Source organism: Amycolatopsis rubida (assembly GCF_900115345.1).
Classification (GTDB): Bacteria; Actinomycetota; Actinomycetes; order Mycobacteriales; family Pseudonocardiaceae; genus Amycolatopsis; species Amycolatopsis rubida.
In genome coordinates this window covers 1,448,391-1,464,054 of sequence record NZ_FOWC01000001.1, presented here as the reverse complement: position 1 = coordinate 1,464,054, position 15,664 = coordinate 1,448,391, and the positions used below count along the sequence as shown (strand labels likewise).

Sequence of the window (15,664 nt, the reverse complement as noted above, 5' to 3'; positions counted from 1 at the left end):
GCCGACGAGCGATCTGCCCGACACGCCCTAGACTGACGCGAAAGTGATCGGCGACACTGCCTTCGGCCTGCGAAGGAAGTGGTCGTTTCTCGACGAGGAGGCACCCGAGGTGGACGAAACCCTGGCCCGTGCGGGCATTTTCCAGGGTGTGGAGCCGGCAGCGGCGGAGGCGCTGGCCCAGACCTTGGAATCCGTGGAGTTCCCCCGCGGCCATGTCATCTTCAACGAGGGTGAGCCGGGCGACCGGCTGTACATCATCCAGTCCGGCAAGGTGAAGATCGGCCGCAAGTCCCCGGACGGCCGTGAGAACCTGCTGTGGATCGCCGGTCCGTCCGACATGTTCGGCGAACTGTCCATCTTCGACCCCGGCCCGCGCACGTCCGGTGCCACGACGGTCACCGAGGTCCGCGCGGTCACCATGGACCGCCCGGCGCTGCGGCAGTGGATCGCCACCCGCCCGGAGATCGCCGAGCAGTTGCTGCGCGTCGTCGCGCGCCGCCTGCGCCGCACGAACAACATGGTCGCGGAGCTGATCTTCACCGATGTCCCCGGCCGCGTGGCCCGTGCGCTGCTGCAGCTGGCGCAGCGCTTCGGCAGCCAGGAGGCGGGCCTGCTGCGGGTCACGCACGACCTGACGCAGGAAGAGATCGCCCAGTACGTCGGCGCGTCCCGCGAGACCGTCAACAAGGCGCTGGCCGACTTCGCCCACCGCGGCTGGCTGCGGCTCGAGGGCAAGAGCGTGCTGATCCTGGACCCGGAGCGGCTCGCTCGCCGCGCCCGCTGATCCACACCCGTGCGGGTTACTCCGCACGGGCTTTCGAAGGCCACCTCCTACCGGGGGTGGCCTTCGTGCGTGCATATCGGACTGTCCCCCACAAGAGCGGCATTCCGCCCCCGTCCCGTGTCGCCGCCGGTTTCGGCGCGTCCGGCCAGGAAAATGACAAGGAGCCGGGCGCCACCCCCGACGTGGCGCACCGGCTCCTTGCCTGCGCACGGATCATCCCCCGACGACCCGCGCTCCCCGCCCTCCGGACCAGGCCCCGACCCATATGCCGGAGGGAGCTGGGTGCTGCAGTGCTGTCCAGCCCGCAATGGGCTGTCGTTCAACCATCACGGCCAAAACTCACGAATTCAAGGCCATTCACCCTCAAGGACGCCAAGACCGCGTTTTCGTTGCACGAGTTCACGAAGAATCCAGCTGGTGTTATCGGATCGAGACCTCCAGGTCATGCAACCGGGCCACCACCGACGCCGGGGCGGGCTGCTCAGCGATCTGGGCGGCCAGGGACTCGGCGGACTCCCGGTAGGCCGGGTCGGCCAGCACTGTCCGGACCGCGTCGAGGATTCCGTCGCCTGAGTCGACCGCGATTCCGGCTTCCACGGCCTGAACCTGCGCGGCGACTTCGAAATGATCAGTCGCCAACGGCAAGACCACCAGCGGCACCCCGTGCGCGAGCGCGCCGAGAACGGTCGCCGAACCGCCGTGGCAGACCACTGCGTCGACGGCGGGCAGCAGCTGTGTCTGGGGCACGAACTGCTCGATCCGAACGTGGTCCGGCCGCTCGCCGAACCGGCCGGCGTCACCGTCCAGGCCGATCGTCGCCACGACGTTCACCGGCTCGTCGCGCAACGCGGCCACCATTCCCTCCAGCACGCCGGGCCGCGCGTTGTGGGTGGTGCCGAGGGTGACGTAGACGGTCCGGTCATACGGCAGCCCATCGAGGACTGCCGGACGCGGACCAGGCGTCGGCGTCACGCCAGCGGGCTGGAGCGGCCAGCGCGTCGGGTACTCCCAGGCGACGTCAGCCGGGGTCAATCCCGTCGGCCAGAAGTCCAGGTACGGCACGGCCTCGCGCGGCGGCAGCTCGCCGAGACCGCGTTCGCGCACCAGGCCGTTGGCGACTTCCCAGGCCCGCTCCATCGTCGCGGCGGACTTCGGCGGGCCGATCGCGTGCATCGCATACGGCACGCCGACCAGGCACGCAGCCATCACGGCGGCACGTTCGGCGAGGTTGGCGATGACGAGATCCGGCCGCCAGCCGCGGACGAACTCGACCATCTCGTCGAGCCGCGCGGCCGCGCCGAGACCGACCATGTACTCGGCGACCAGGTGGGAGAGCCGCTCGTCCGCGGTCATCCCGGCCATCTCCTCGCGGGCTCGCTGCCACATCGAGGCCGCGGCGGCGGGGTCGCTCGGCTGTCCCACCGACACCGCTTGCAGACCGGCGTTCTCCAGGTACCGCACGGCTTCCGGACCGGTCACGAACGCGACCTCGTCTCCAGCGGCACGTGCTGCCTCGGCGAGCGGAAGCATCGGCGCGAGATGGCTGTATCCAGCCCCGGAGGAGAACATCAGCCGCATCGCGCGAGCGTACTGGCTGACCCGATCGGGCGTGACCGAGATGACCGGGAAATTACTGGTACCTACGTACCAATTTCGCCATACTGGTACGCGTGTCCCAGTCTGCCCATTCCGAAGGCCGCACCACGCTCTCCGACTACCGCGCCGCGCTGAGCGCCCCTGGCTCGCGCGGCCCGGTGATCGCGTCGATCCTCGCCCGGCTCCCGATCGCGATGATCGGCATTTCCGCGCTGCTGTACGTGCAGCGCGAAACCGGTTCGTTCGCCGCCGCCGGGCTGGTCTCCGCGAGCTCGCTCGCCGGGGTCTCGGTTGGCGCGGTCGTACAGGGCAGGCTGATCGACCGGTTCGGGCCGAGCCGTCCGCTGCTGGTCGTCGCCGCCGTGTTCGCCCTGTCGATGGCGTCGCTCGCGGTCGCGATCGAGGCGCACCTGCCGACGTTCGTCCTGATCCCGCTGGCCGCCGCGACCGGGCTTTCCGAGCCGATGGTCGGCTCCGCGTCGCGGGCGCTGTGGACGAAAATCCTGCCGGAGGGACCGGCGCGCAACGCCGCGCTGTCCTATGAGGCGATCAGCATGGAGGTCTTCTTCATCCTCGGCCCCGGCATCGCGGGCCTGCTGATCACCGCGCCATGGGCGGGCACCGGCATGGTCGTCGGCTCGATCACCATGGTCACCGGCGCGGTGCTGTTCGCGCTGAACCCGACCGTGCGCGCGTGGGGTTCAGCCCCGAAGGCCAGGACACCACTGCTCGGCGCGCTGGCCAGCCCCGGGATGCGGACGCTCGCCTTGGCAGCGCTCGGTTTCGGCATGGTGATCGGGTTCGTGGAGGTCGCCGTGCCCGCCGCCGCGACGGAATCCGGCCATCCCTCGCTCAGCGGTCTGCTGCTGTCCGCGTGGTCGTTGAGCTCGGTGGCGTTCGGGGTGGCTTACAGCCTGCACCCGTGGCCGCGCCGTCTCGGCCTGCGCCTGCCGATTCTGCTGGGCGGTTTCGGCGCTTTCGTCGCCTTGCTTGCCCTTCCGTCGAGCCTGTGGGCCCTTGCGCTGCTGATGCTGCTGGCCGGCGCGATGATCACTCCCCAGTCGACGACCCACTCCGCAGCCATCGAGGTCGTCGCCCCTCGCGGCACCGCGGCCGAGGCGTTCGGCTGGGTCCTCACGGCGGTGACGCTAGGCCTCGCGGCAGGCCAGTCGGTGAGCGGCTACCTGGTCGAACATTCCGGGACGGCTGCGGCTTTCCTGGCTGCTGGCGTAGCCGGTGTTGCGCTGGCTGTGGTGGTTTGGCTGCTTCGGGGGACCGTGCGGGCTGCTTCGCCGGTACCTGCGGACGGTGCTCTTGTCGGAGCTGCTGGGTAGCCCTTCCCGCAGCTGGTGCCGCTTCGCTCGGCAGCGCTGCCGGGTAGCTGTTTCCGAAGCTGTCCGGGCCTCTTTGCCCGCCGACAGGCACCGTCCGTGTCCCCTTCACCAGCGGTTGAGGATGCGTTTCCACAGCTCAACTACGTTGGTCGCCGTTTTTGTCGGTGCTCGCCGCTACTTTGCGTGGCATGGATCTCACATCCTTCGTGCGGCCGCTGGCGGCGGTCGCGACCGCCGCGGCCCGGCTCCTGTCGAGGCAAACCCGCCTGCGCTTGCGGACGAACGCTGAGGGCCTCGTCGTGTCCGGCAACGACCGCGACCTGGCCGTCCAGCTGTCCTGCCCAGCGACCACCCATCTCGACGGCGAAGTCGTAGTACCAGCCGCGCCGTTCGCCGAGACAGTCCGCATGCTGGATGTCGACCAGGTCCGGTTGGCAGTCGAAGGAACCCGCCTCGCGATCCGAACGGACAGTGCCCGCTTCGCCCTGCCCGTGCTGGACCACGACCTGCTCCACGTTCCGGAACCACCACCCCTGCTGTCCAAAGTTGACGGCACAGCCCTCGCTGCGGCTTTGCGCACCGTCGCGGGCACCGCCGCCAAGGACGACCCGCTCCCGGTCTTCACCGGCGTACGAGTGCAGTCAATCGGCGACGAACTGTGCCTGACCGCTTCGGACCGCTACCGGATGGCCGTAGCCCGCCTGCCGCTGCAAGAGGTCCGGGACCCCATCGACGTCCTGGTCCCCGCCACCCTGCTGACCGAAGCCGCCCGCCACAGCGCCGGTGCCATGGGGCTGCACGCCGACCCCAGCCACTTCGCGCTGAGCTGGCGAGGAGGCACCGTCACCACAGCGGTCCTGGACGCGGGTTTCCTGTCCGCGGACTCCATCCCGTCCGACGCGGTCGACACGGAAGTCGAGGTAGGCGCCGACGAACTGGCCGCAGCCATCCGCCGAGTCGGCGTCTACTCCGAGGACCGCCGAGTCCTGACCCTGGAAGTCGGCGACGCACACCTCCGCCTGGCAAGCGCACGACAAGACACCGGCGAGGCGGAAGAACACCTGAAGGCAAACGTTTGCGGCGGCCGGACGTCGCCGTCCTTCCAGGCCCGGTACCTGCTGGACGCCCTCGCCCCGTTCAGCGGAGAACGCATCCGGCTGGCAATCCAGCCAGGGTTGCGAGCGTGCGTCCTGACTCCGGCCGACGAGGACGGACGGGAGGTGGCATTGAAGTACTACTTGATGCCGATGTTGCCCCGGTAACCGGCGAACACTGACTTGGCTCCGGCCTGACGGCTGGTTCGCGCCGGACGCGGTGCGAGCCGGGGTAGGCACGGCTCGGGTGCGCGGTGCCGAGCCGGGGCTGAGCCGTCTTGGGCTCGCCGGGACGAAGCCAGACTTCCACGACACGACACGGCACGGCACAGCTCAGCCGCACAGCACCAAGCCAGAGCTATGCCGACTCGGGCTCGCCGGGACGAAGCCAGACTTCCACGACGCGGCACGGCTCAGCCGCACAGCACCAAGCCGGAGCTAAGCCGACCTGGGCTCGCCGGAGCGCCGCGGGGCTAGGCGACGCGGCGCTCTCGCACGCGGAGCGTGCCGAAGGTTGGCACGCTCCGCCGCGGGCTTTCTGGGCTGTTCCAGGCCGTGCACCCGGCGCGGAGCCGAGCGGAGTCGTGCCGGAGGCCGAAGGGGTCTGAACGGGGCTGAGCGGCCTGCGGCGGAGTCAACACGGCAGGGGCGTGCCGTTGTCGGTTCGCGGCGGTTCTGGCTGCTGTTGCCGGGAAGGCAGCACAACTGCGCGGTGATGGATTGGCTGCCGCCCTCCATCCGAAGATCCACCGGGGCCTGCGCGATGCGTCGCGGCACGTCCCGGGGAAGGCTCGGAACAGCCTTCAGGCAGCCGTCTCCGCGGCCACCGCGGCCTTGACCTCGTCGAACGTCGGGTTCACCAGTGCGGTCGACCCCACAATCACCGTGGGCACCGTCTCGTTGCCGTTCGCCACCTCGCGCACTCGTTCGGCCGCGCCCGGTTCCTCCCAGATGTTGATTTCCCGGACCGGCAAACCGCTTTCCAGCAGTGGCCGGCGCAGGGCCGAGCAGAAGCCGCAGCCTGGGCGCCAGTAGAACTCGACCTCGACGTTGCTCATTGTCCGTCCTCCGAAGACGACCGTAGATACTCCAGTTGTGCGCGCACGCTCGCCTCGGCCGGTGCCCACAGCGCGCGGTCGACGTCGGCGTAGACCACCTCGACCACTTGCCGCGGCGTCGCGTCTTCGCCGAGCGTTCGCAAGGCGGAACGCACCTGATCCAGGCGCTGTTCCCGGTGCGCCAAATACTCTCGTGCGGTCGCGGGCAGATCCGGCAGCTCCGGGCCGTGGCCGGGCAGGCCTGGGGTGCCGTCCGGGAGTGCGATCAGTTTGCGCAGTGAGCGCAGGTAGTCGCCCAGGTCGTGCAGGACCGTCGTGCCTCGGCCGAGGATCGTGTCTCCGGTCAGGATCTGGCCTCCGACCAGTAGCGACACCGAATCGTCGGTGTGGCCGGGAGTGTGCAGGACACTGAAGTCCAGTCCGCCCGCGGCGAAGGAGTCTCCGTCGGCGAACGCAGGCGCGTCGATGCAGAGGGAAGCGTCGAAGGCTCGCACCGGCGCGCCCGTTTTCGAAGCGAACCAGGGTGCGCCTTCGGCGTGATCCGGGTGGTGATGGGTCAGCAGGATGAGCTCGACCGGGCCGACGGCGGCGAGTTTTTCCAAGTGCTCCAGATCGTGGTAGCCGGGGTCGACGACCACGGCGGCAGCGGCGTCACCACCGCGCAGCACCCAGGTGTTGGTGCCCTCCAGCGTCATCGTCGAAGGATTGTTCTCCAGCAGCACCGACGCGGTTTCGGAAACACGGCGCAGCACGCCGTAAGCGGGAGCGGTCACTCAGGACTCCGAAGTATCGAGGACAACGCGGATGTTCTCGCCGTCCCGGACCAGGGTCGGCACGGTCTTCACGATCTCGCGCGGCTCGGCGAGCACCGCGTCAGCCTTGGAAAACTCGGCGAGTTCGACGAGGGTCAGCCAGGTCGGCGGCATCAGCGTGCGACGACCTTCGCGCGCGTCCGCGACTGCCTCGGCGGGCGGTTGCCAACCGGCGGCGGCGGCTTCTGAGGTCGCGCCGTCCGCGCGCTGGCCTTCAGGGAGCTTCGCGACGAAGAAGCGGGTGTCGTACCGACGCTGTTCCTGCGGCGGCGTGACCCAGTGCGAGTACGGGTGGAGCAGGTCCGCGCGCAACGTAAGGCCCGCATCAGCCAGGAAACCAGCGAGCGAGATTTCCCGTGATTCCAAGGCTTTCCGCGCTTCGTGGTACGGCGCGACGTCGGCGACCACCGAGTCTTCGGTCCCAGCCAGCAGTACGCCGGACTCCTCGAACGTCTCCCGAACAGCGGCACAAACGAGCGCGCGGGCGAGGCTTTCGTCGCAGGTGAACTGCTCGGCCCACCACGACGGCGGCGGCCCGGCCCACGCCACGGAGGCGTCGGCGTCGCGCGGATCGACCCCGCCGCCAGGGAACACCGTCATCCCGCCGGCGAACGCCATGCCCATGACGCGGTGCTGGAGGAAGACCTCCACGCCGTCGGAAACGTCCCGCAGCAGGATCACCGTGGCGGCGTCCTTCGGGGTCGCCGGCGGGCCATCCGCGTTGTCCCGGATCGCGATGCCGGGACGGGCGGGGATGTCGAAAACGAATTCACGCGGCCGTTCCACCCGGGCAACATACCTCGCAATCCGTACGCGTCGCGGATTACTTGTGTCACCTCGCGACAGTCCCGGGGCAGCCCAAAACCGCCGTCCCGCGTCCGGTCGCCCGAAAGCCGTGGAGGGCTCCTTGCGGGAATCTTCTTCCCGCAAGGAGCCCTCCACGGAACAACAGGGGCTCAGGACCAGTGCTGGTCCCCGCCGGAACGGGACGCGCCGTTGAGCCGCAACCGGGCCGCCTCGGCACGCTCGCGTTCAGCCAGTTCCTCGTGCAACTCGCGCAGCAGCGCACGGTCGCGTTCGGACAGGCTCGGATCGTCCAGATCCAGCGCGGGCAGCTCGACCACCTCGTGCATGCTCGGCTTGCCCGCGGCGATCTCGCGGCCCTTCTCCGGGTCCTCGGCCAGCGCGCGCCGCAGCTGCGCCACCTCGGACGGAGTCAGGTCCGACGTGCGCTCGGCACGCGACTCCGATCCGGCCGTCCTCGGCCGCTCCGAAGACGCGGCGGGCTCGGCCACCGGCTCCGGCGTCGAGATCGGCTGTGCGGGCACGGCCTGCACGATCGGCACCACGGGCGCGACCGGCACCACCGGCTCGGCGGCAACCGGTTCCGGTTCGGGCTGGCGGTGCCCGTGCCGGCTCGGCGCTTCCGAGACCGGCTCGGGAACCGGAGCCGAAGCGGGCGCCGGGGCGCTGCGCTGCGGCGTCGGTTCCGGCCGGTAGTCCGGGGCCGAATGCGTGCTGCCGGTGACCCACACCGGGCTCGCGACGGCACCCGCGGCCTGGTGGTAATCCGACTGCGGAATTCCCGGACCGCTCACCTCGACGACCGAGCGGATGCCCGCCCGGCGCAGCGCGGTGTCGACGCGGAACGCGACCGCGGGAGGGTTGCCCTCGGGACCGAGTTCGACCAGCACTACCCGCTGCGGCAGCGCGCCCGGCACGCTGCCCGCCGGGGTGTTGCGCCACACCGCGTGCACGGAACGCACGTCGGGCAGCACCTGCAAGGTCCGGTCGAGCGCCTCGGCGAGACCGAACTCGGGCTGGTTGTCGCCGGTGAACCGGTGCGTGTGCATCGGCTCGTGGTCGGTGACCAGCAGGTCGTTCGCGAGCGTCGCGTCCGACCGGCTCATCTCGAGCACCAGCGCCAGCTCGCGCTGTTCGGCTTCGCTCACCGCGATCCGGCCCGCGATCAACGTGCCGGTGGTGAGTTCCACCGCCTCGTCGATGTGAGCCCGGGCGATCAGTTCCCGCGCTTCGGTGAGCGCGCTGTCGTCGATGCGGCCCGCCAGGGCCAGCAACAAGTTATGCAGGCGCAGGGGCACCGAGAACCCGTCCATCGGGCCGTCGTGAACCTCCACCATGGCTCTGCTCCTCCCAGCTCGCCTGGCGGCAACGAGCGTTAAGCGGCGACAAGTCGATGACCGGCGCCCGCGGCGCCTACGCAGACCAGCTCGGACTCGGCGAGCGCGGCCCGGTGGTACCCGGGAAGGTCGAAGCGCGGCGGGATGACCTCGACGCTGGGCTCCTCGTCCCCCATGACCCGCAGCACCCGCTGCAGTTCACCGGTGAGCCGGGGCTGTCCCGCGGTCGCCGTCACCAGCAGGACTCGCTTCGCCCCGCTCTCGCCGGCGGTGCCGAGGCGCCGCCAGCTCTGCCGTACTTCCCCCACATCCGCGCGTCCACGCAACGTCGCGTGAAGCAAGACGGACACAGAGTCGACGGAGTTCACCCATTCGGGCGCACTCTGCGTGAATGTGTACCTGGTCTCGGTGACGTCGTCTACCCCCAGGGTCGAACTCACCTGGTGCCAGTCAGCACCGTGCGGGATCAGACCGGCCACGAGCAGGCGGTACTCCGACTGGTCCAAATCGATCCTGTGCTTGAGCAAAGACCGCGGCAGGGTCCGCGCGAGCGTCCCCATCGCGCCTTCGCCGAGCCAGTCGCGGAACCGCCACAACAGCTGGTCCGGCGTGCGGCCGGCGAGCCGCAGCAGCAGTTCGTGCAAGGACTGTTCGATGTCGGGGTCCATCACCGCACCTCCACGATCAGTTCGACTTCCACCGGCGAAGCGATCGGAAGCTCCGCGACGCCGACGGCCGACCGCGCGTGCACCCCGGCGTCGCCGAAGATCTCGCCGAGCAGCTCGGACGCCCCGTTCACGACCGCGGGCTGGCCGGTGAAGCCCTCCGCGGAGGCGACGAAACCGACCACCTTGACAATCCGGACAACAGAGTCAATGCCGACGAGGGCGTGCACCGCGGCGAGCGCGTTCAGCGCCGCTGTGCGGGCGTGGCCCTTGGCCTCCTCCGGGCTGACCTCGCCGCCGACCTTGCCGGTCGCGGCGAGCGCGCCGTCAACGAACGGCAGCTGGCCGGAGGTGTAGACGTGCGAGCCGGAGCGCACGGCGGGCACGTACGCGGCCAGCGGTGCGGCGACTCCGGGCAGTTCGATGCCGAGCTCGGCGAGCCGGTCACTCCAGGTCAACGCCGCCCCCTCAGCTCTTCGGCCGCTTCAGGTACGCGACGTGCTGTTCGCCGCTCGGGTTGGGCAGCACGGTCACCAGCTCCCAGCCGTCCTCGCCCCACTGGTCGAGAATCTGCTTCGTGGCGTGGATCAGCAGCGGGACGGTGGCGTACTCCCATGTGGTCGCACTCATGACTCGGGAGCGTAACCAAGCGGGCAAGGCCCCTCCGGACTGCGGCCGCCGAAAGCCCGTCACCCGTCCAGGGGAGCACCTGGCTGGGCCGGGTGAGTGTGGGGCAGTTCACATCCGATCGTCGCTCTCGTGAACGGCGATCACGGTTCTCGCCGTGATCGCCACTCACGAGGTCGCTAGCGTGGGCGCGTGGAGACCTGGCGGATCGTCGCGACCGTGCTGCTCGCCGTGGCCGGGGTGCCGCTCGCGCTGGCCGTGATGGCCAAAACGCGGGACCGGGTGAACGATTCGGGCCAGGTGGCGATCGCGGGCGCGGTCACCCTCACCGGGCTGATCGTGGTGGCGGTGCTCACGCTGACCGTGCTGCCCGGCTTGGTGACCTGGATCGTCGTGGCGGTGGTCGCCGCTGCGGTCGGCGTCCTGATGCTGGCCAGCTGAACACCGGTTTAGTGTTGAGGGTGTGACCACACCCTCCGCTGGCTGGACCGACGAGCTCGCCAGGGCCCGGCTGCACTTCGTCACCGGCAAGGGCGGAACCGGCAAGACCACGCTCGCCGCGGCGCTCGGTCTCGCGCTCGCCCGAAACGGCCGCCGGGTGCTCTTGATCGAGGTCGAGGGCCGCCAGGGCATCGCGCAGCTCTTCGACACCGAACCGCTGCCGTACGCGGAACAGCGGATCGCGTCGGTCCCCGGCGGCGGCGAACTGCGCGCGCTGCACATCGATGTCGAAGCGGCGCTGCTCGAATACTTCGAGATGTTCTACAACCTCGGTTTCGCCGGGCGGACGCTGCGCCGGATGGGGGCGATCGAGTTCGCCACCACGCTCGCGCCGGGCCTGCGCGACGTCCTGCTCACCGGGAAGATCAAGGAATGCGTCGGGCGCACGGAATCCGACGGCCGCCACACCTACGACGCGGTCGTGGTCGACGCGCCGCCGACCGGGCGCGTGGTGAAGTTCCTCGACGTCACCAAGGCGCTCACCGACCTCGCCAAGACCGGCCCGATCCGCGGCCAGGCCGACGGCGTGGTGCGGCTGCTGCATTCCGGCGAGACCGCCGTGCACCTCACCACGCTGCTGGAGGAGATGCCGGTGCGCGAGACCGTCGAAGCGGTGGCCGAACTGGACGGAGCCGATCTGCGACCAGGCGCCGTGCTGGTGAACCGGGTCCGTCCGCCGCGGCTGCCCGCGCGTTCGGTGACCGCGGCGGCCGACGGCCGGGTAGACGCCGACCGGGTGCGCTCCGGCCTCGCCTCGGCCGGGCTGAACCTGCCGGAGGCGACGCTGGAGGCGCTCGTGGAGGAGACCGTGGAGCACGCCGTCCGCGTCGCCGCCGAACAGCGGGCCCGCGAACAGCTCGCCGAGGCCGATCTGCCGACGCTGGAGCTGCCGGACCTCACCGAGGGCGTTGACGTCGCCGCGCTCTACGAACTCGCCGAAACGCTGCACGAACAGGGGGTGCGCTGATGCCCGCCGACACGATGCTCGACGTGGACGCCCTCCTCGACGACCCGGCCAGCCGCGTGATCGTGTGCTGCGGTTCCGGCGGCGTCGGCAAGACCACCACCGCCGCGGCGCTCGCGCTGCGGGCCGCCGAACGCGGCAGGCAGACCGTGGTGCTCACGATCGACCCGGCACGCAGGCTCGCGCAGGCGCTCGGGCTGCGCGAACTGGGCAATCATCCCAAGCAGGTGCGGGTCGAGGGCTTCGAGCCCAAGGGCGAACTGTGGGCGATGATGCTCGACATGCGCCGCACGTTCGATGACATGGTGCGCGTGCACGCCGGGCCCGAGCGGGCCGAGCAGCTGCTGCAGAACCCCTTCTACCAGACCATTTCCACGTCGTTCTCCGGCACGCAGGAGTACATGGCGATGGAGAAGCTCGGCCAGCTCGCGGCGACCGACGACTGGGATCTGATCATCGTCGACACGCCGCCGAGCCGGTCCGCGCTCGATTTCCTCGACGCGCCGACCCGGCTGTCCACCGCGCTCGACGGCCGGATGATCCGGCTGCTCACCGGCCCGGCGAAGGCGGGCGGCTGGGGCCTGCGCAAGGTGGTCAGTGCGGGGTTCTCGATGTTCGCGAAGGCGGTGTCGACGATCATCGGCGGCCAGCTGCTCGCCGACGCGTCCGCGTTCATGCAGGCCTTCGACAGCATGTTCGGCGGCTTCCGCGAACGCGCGCGCAAGACCGCCGAGCTGCTGCGGTCGTCCGGTACGTCGTTCCTCGTGGTGGCCGCGCCGGAGCCGGACGCGCTGCGCGAGGCGTCCTATTTCGTGGAGCGCCTCGCCGGAGAGTCGATGCCGCTGGCCGGTCTGGTGGCCAACCGCACGCACCCGGTGCTCGCGCCGCTGTCCGCGACCGAAGCTCTGACCGCCGCCGAGTCGGTGCAGAACGCGCCGCTCGCCGAAGCCGTGCTGCGGCTGCACGCCGACCGCGTCGCGCTGGCCGAGCGCGAGAACCGGCTGCTGGCGCGCTTCACCCGCGCGCATCCGGAAGTGCCACTGACCCGGGTGCCCGCGCTCGCCGGTGACGTGCACGACCTCGAAGGCCTGCGCGACATCGGGATAAAGCTGACGTCGTGAGTGGCGATGCCGGTTCTCACCGGCATCGCCACTCACGAGCAGGTTCAGCCCGCCGCGGCGGACAGCGCGTCCCGCTTCGCCGCTTCGAGCAGGTCAGTCCAGCTGGTCACGTCCGGGCGACGGCGCAGCAGGGCGCGCCGTTCCCGTTCCGTCATCCCGCCCCAGACTCCGAAATTGATCCGGCCGTCGAGCGCCTCGGCGAGGCATTCGGTGCGGACCGGGCACCCCATGCACACGGCTTTCGCCCTGTTCTGCTCGGCGCCTCGCACGAACAACCCGTCGGGATCAGCGTCCCGGCACGAGGCATCGACCCGCCAGCCAACCTGATTGGTTTGCATACCCCCAGCTCCCTCATCTGGTGTATGGCACCAGCGAAGGCGAAGCTCCCGCTCCCACCCCCGCGAGCGTTTCCCACTGCGCCGCACGTCGGTGACGGCACCTCCCCGGTGCCGCTGCCGCCGTCCGGACCAGCCAGGCTCCCACCCGGGCTGCTCCGTCTGTCGGCATCTACGTGAGACGTTGACGGACTGTAGGGTCCCTCGGTTCCCTCCGTCGAGACCTAGCATGCATTCCGTTACCAAAGGTCACGACACGGGGTCCCGTTAATGATCGCCTCCGGGGCGCGCGGACCCTTAGGTCACGAAGGCGACACGGGGCTTCAGTACCCTGGCTTTCGTGCGCAAAACGGATGGTCTTTTCAAGCTCCTCGGCCTGTGCCTGCTGGCAGGGGTGCTGGTCGCCGGGATCATGTTCCCGGTGGTGGGCGCCGCGGGGGTCGTGTCCAACCAGGCGAGCGAAACGGTCGACAAGACGTCGTCCGACCTCGCCGACATCCCGCCGCCGCTGGTGACGACTATCACCGACTCCGGCGGCAAGCCGATCGCGACGCTGTACAAGCAGTACCGGATCCCGGTCCGCCCGGACCAGATCAACCCGGCGCTGAAGTGGGCGCTGCTGTCTGCCGAGGACAAGGCGTTCTACGAGCACCACGGGGTGAACTGGGGCCGGACGCTGCGCGCCGCCGTCTCCAACACCGCGGGCGGGGACACGCAGGGCGCCTCGACGATCACGCAGCAGTACGTGAAGAACTACCTGATCAACGTCGTCTACCGGGGCGACAAGAACGGGCAGGCGAAGGCGCAGGAGCAGACGCTCTCGCGCAAGCTCAAGGAAGCCCGGATCGCGATCAACCTGGAGACGAAGCTCTCGAAGGACCAGATCCTCGCCGGCTACCTCAACATCGTCGAGTTCTCCCGGCAGATCTACGGGGTCGGAGCGGCCGCGCACGCCTACTTCAACACCACGCCGGAGAACCTGACCGTGCCGCAGGCCGCGCTGCTCGCGGGCATCGTGAACAACCCGATCGTCTTCGACCCGTGGAACCACCCGGACAAGGCGACGAAACGGCGCAACCTGGTGCTCGACCGGATGGTCAGCAACCAGAAGCTGGCGAAGGCGGACGCGGACAAGTTCAAGGCCGAACCGCTCGGCGTGGTGCCGGACACCCCGCAGAAGCCCGCGTCGAACTGCACCGGGGCCGGGACTGAGAACGGCTTCTTCTGCCAGTACGTCCAGGACTATCTGCTCAAGGCCGGGATGTCCGAGGACCAGCTGTACACCGGCGGCTACACGGTCAAGACGACGCTGGACGAGAAGGCCAACCACGAAGCGAAGGTCTCGGCCGAGCAACAGGTGAACAAAACCCAGAAGAACGTCGCGAACACGCTTTCGCTGATCCGGCCCGGCAAGGACCGGCACGAAGTGGTGGCGCTCGCGGCGAACCGGGACTACGGGATCGACGCGGATCAAGGGCAGACGACCTACGCGCTCCCGTCCGGCGTGTTCAACACCGGCGGCGCGGGGTCGAGCTACAAGATCTTCACCACCGCGGCGGTGCTGAACCAGCACATCGCCGGGATCTACAGCAACATCCCGGTCGGCAACAGCTACGTCTCGCACGTCTTCACCGGCAGCCAGCCGCACTGCCCGGCGACCGGTGCACCGAACACTCGCTGGTACTGCGTTGGCAACGCGGGCAACGGCTATCCCGAATCGGCTTCGTTGCAGCAAGCACTGGCGACCTCGCCGAACACCGCGTTCGTGGCGCTGGAGGACAAGCTCGGCAGCACCGGGCCCGCCATCGACATGGCGACGAAACTGGGCATGCGCGAGACGATGGCGAGCAACCAGGGCGGCGGACCGGTCGATCCGAAGTCGACCAACCCGGGAAAGAACCAGACCCAGGCGCAGGCCTACGGGCCCAAGGGCAATTACCCGGGCACGGGCGCGTTCACACTCGGCTTCAGCCCGACGAGCGGCCTGGAAATGGCGAACGTCGCCGCGACCATCCTGAGCGGCGGCAAATGGTGCCCGCCGACCCCGCTGGCGTCGGTGACCGACCGCGACGGCAAACCGGTGCCGGTCAAGGAAGCTGCGTGCGAGCAGGTCGTGCCGGAGGGCCTCGCGAACACCATGGCGGTCGGGATGAGCAAGGACGACCAGCCCGGCGGCACGTCCGCCAAGGCCGCCGCGGACGCTGGCTGGAACCGTCCGCTCGTCGGCAAGACGGGTACGACCCAGAACAACGGTTCGGCGACCTTCGTGGCCGGGACGCCGCAGATGGCCGGTGCGGCGATGGTGTTCCGCCCCGAAGGCGGTAATGGCGGCCTCTGCTACGGAGGTGTTGGCAACGTGTACACCTGCGGCACCGGCAACATGTTCGGCGGCAAGACGCCCGCGCAGACCTGGTTCGGCGCGATGACGAACATCATGAAGGACCAGCCGATCGTCGGGCTGCCGCCGGAGGATCCGGCTTACACCAACTGAATCCGGTGAAAACGGGGCGGGAGACGCGATCTCCGCCCCGTTTCGCCTGTCCGGGCTCAGCGTCGGCCGTTGAGCGCGATCCGGCAGAGCCGCACGATCGCGATCGGAAAGCCCGGTCCCAGTGCTCGCAAAGGGGCCACC

At 69.7% G+C, this 15,664-nt stretch carries 16 protein-coding genes; 7 read left to right on the top strand and 9 right to left on the bottom strand.

Annotation, left to right across the window (positions count from 1 at the left end):
• Positions 1–109 precede the first annotated feature (109 nt).
• Positions 110–784, top strand: a complete 675-nt coding sequence (locus tag BM362_RS07220; RefSeq protein WP_009084463.1) for a Crp/Fnr family transcriptional regulator — start codon at positions 110–112, stop codon at positions 782–784.
• 420 nt (positions 785–1,204) lie between these two features.
• On the opposite strand, the gene BM362_RS07215 is transcribed toward BM362_RS07220, so the two are convergent.
• A complete protein-coding gene (locus BM362_RS07215) occupies positions 1,205–2,362 on the bottom strand; it encodes a glycosyltransferase (RefSeq protein ID WP_093572522.1) in 1,158 nt (385 codons plus the stop codon).
• Positions 2,363–2,454: 92 nt separating this feature from the next.
• On the opposite strand from BM362_RS07215, the gene BM362_RS07210 reads away from it, so the two are divergent.
• Both BM362_RS07210 and dnaN read left to right on the top strand, forming a co-directional pair.
• Positions 2,455–3,714 (top strand): MFS transporter, encoded by a 1,260-nt coding sequence (locus BM362_RS07210; RefSeq protein ID WP_067577039.1) that lies wholly within the window; start codon positions 2,455–2,457, stop codon positions 3,712–3,714.
• A gap of 188 nt (positions 3,715–3,902) precedes the next feature.
• Positions 3,903–4,976 (top strand): DNA polymerase III subunit beta, encoded by a 1,074-nt coding sequence (gene dnaN, locus BM362_RS07205; RefSeq protein WP_093572521.1) that lies wholly within the window; start codon positions 3,903–3,905, stop codon positions 4,974–4,976.
• A 635-nt stretch (positions 4,977–5,611) separates the two neighbouring features.
• On the opposite strand, the gene BM362_RS07200 is transcribed toward dnaN, so the two are convergent.
• From BM362_RS07200 to sp36, 7 genes are all read right to left on the bottom strand, one after another.
• On the bottom strand, positions 5,612–5,866 hold the full coding sequence (locus tag BM362_RS07200) for a glutaredoxin domain-containing protein (RefSeq protein WP_043827085.1): 255 nt from the start codon (positions 5,864–5,866) through the stop codon (positions 5,612–5,614).
• Entirely contained in the window at positions 5,863–6,639 is a 777-nt protein-coding gene (locus BM362_RS07195) for an MBL fold metallo-hydrolase (RefSeq protein WP_093572520.1), read from the bottom strand. The genes BM362_RS07200 and BM362_RS07195 overlap by 4 nt, the downstream gene beginning before the upstream one ends.
• Complete coding sequence (locus tag BM362_RS07190; RefSeq protein WP_093572519.1) at positions 6,640–7,464, bottom strand: NUDIX hydrolase; 825 nt, start codon at positions 7,462–7,464, stop codon at positions 6,640–6,642.
• A gap of 170 nt (positions 7,465–7,634) precedes the next feature.
• Positions 7,635–8,819 (bottom strand): hypothetical protein, encoded by a 1,185-nt coding sequence (locus tag BM362_RS07185; RefSeq protein ID WP_067577047.1) that lies wholly within the window; start codon positions 8,817–8,819, stop codon positions 7,635–7,637.
• A gap of 38 nt (positions 8,820–8,857) precedes the next feature.
• The gene (locus tag BM362_RS07180; RefSeq protein ID WP_093572518.1) at positions 8,858–9,487 is read right to left on the bottom strand and encodes a hypothetical protein; all 630 of its coding nucleotides are present in this window, start codon (positions 9,485–9,487) and stop codon (positions 8,858–8,860) included.
• Positions 9,487–9,942 (bottom strand): RidA family protein, encoded by a 456-nt coding sequence (locus BM362_RS07175; protein WP_093572517.1) that lies wholly within the window; start codon positions 9,940–9,942, stop codon positions 9,487–9,489. Before BM362_RS07175 ends, BM362_RS07180 begins: the two co-directional genes overlap by 1 nt.
• A gap of 10 nt (positions 9,943–9,952) precedes the next feature.
• A complete protein-coding gene (sp36, locus tag BM362_RS07170; protein ID WP_093572516.1) occupies positions 9,953–10,114 on the bottom strand; it encodes a Sp36 family protein in 162 nt (53 codons plus the stop codon).
• A gap of 189 nt (positions 10,115–10,303) precedes the next feature.
• On the opposite strand from sp36, the gene BM362_RS07165 reads away from it, so the two are divergent.
• Genes BM362_RS07165 through bagB form a run of 3 tightly spaced genes read left to right on the top strand, consistent with a single transcriptional unit; the run spans position 10,304 to position 12,697 of the window.
• On the top strand, positions 10,304–10,552 hold the full coding sequence (locus BM362_RS07165; protein WP_067577053.1) for a hypothetical protein: 249 nt from the start codon (positions 10,304–10,306) through the stop codon (positions 10,550–10,552).
• 22 nt (positions 10,553–10,574) lie between these two features.
• A complete protein-coding gene (bagA, locus tag BM362_RS07160; protein WP_067577055.1) occupies positions 10,575–11,579 on the top strand; it encodes an ATPase BagA in 1,005 nt (334 codons plus the stop codon).
• Positions 11,579–12,697, top strand: a complete 1,119-nt coding sequence (gene bagB / locus BM362_RS07155) for an ATPase BagB (protein WP_067577056.1) — start codon at positions 11,579–11,581, stop codon at positions 12,695–12,697. Before bagA ends, bagB begins: the two co-directional genes overlap by 1 nt.
• A 44-nt stretch (positions 12,698–12,741) precedes the next feature.
• Here bagB and BM362_RS07150 read toward each other — a convergent pair whose 3' ends face one another.
• A complete protein-coding gene (locus BM362_RS07150) occupies positions 12,742–13,035 on the bottom strand; it encodes a WhiB family transcriptional regulator (protein ID WP_067577058.1) in 294 nt (97 codons plus the stop codon).
• 337 nt (positions 13,036–13,372) lie between these two features.
• On the opposite strand from BM362_RS07150, the gene BM362_RS07145 reads away from it, so the two are divergent.
• Positions 13,373–15,523 carry a transglycosylase domain-containing protein gene (locus BM362_RS07145; RefSeq protein WP_093572515.1) on the top strand — a complete coding sequence of 717 codons (2,151 nt, stop codon included), beginning with the start codon at positions 13,373–13,375 and terminating at the stop codon, positions 15,521–15,523.
• The last annotated feature ends 141 nt before the right edge of the window (positions 15,524–15,664 follow it).

What these genes read in the sequence shown, in the direction of transcription:
- BM362_RS07215 (WP_093572522.1), bottom strand. Translation starts at nt 2,362, where the DNA reads ATGCGGCTGATGTTCTCCTCCGGGGCTGGATACAGCCATCTCGCGCCG.
- dnaN (WP_093572521.1), top strand. Translation starts at nt 3,903, where the DNA reads ATGGATCTCACATCCTTCGTGCGGCCGCTGGCGGCGGTCGCGACCGCC.
- BM362_RS07200 (WP_043827085.1), bottom strand. Translation starts at nt 5,866, where the DNA reads ATGAGCAACGTCGAGGTCGAGTTCTACTGGCGCCCAGGCTGCGGCTTC.
- BM362_RS07185 (WP_067577047.1), bottom strand. Translation starts at nt 8,819, where the DNA reads ATGGTGGAGGTTCACGACGGCCCGATGGACGGGTTCTCGGTGCCCCTG.
- BM362_RS07180 (WP_093572518.1), bottom strand. Translation starts at nt 9,487, where the DNA reads ATGGACCCCGACATCGAACAGTCCTTGCACGAACTGCTGCTGCGGCTC.
- sp36 (WP_093572516.1), bottom strand. Translation starts at nt 10,114, where the DNA reads ATGAGTGCGACCACATGGGAGTACGCCACCGTCCCGCTGCTGATCCAC.
- bagB (WP_067577056.1), top strand. Translation starts at nt 11,579, where the DNA reads ATGCCCGCCGACACGATGCTCGACGTGGACGCCCTCCTCGACGACCCG.
- BM362_RS07150 (WP_067577058.1), bottom strand. Translation starts at nt 13,035, where the DNA reads ATGCAAACCAATCAGGTTGGCTGGCGGGTCGATGCCTCGTGCCGGGAC.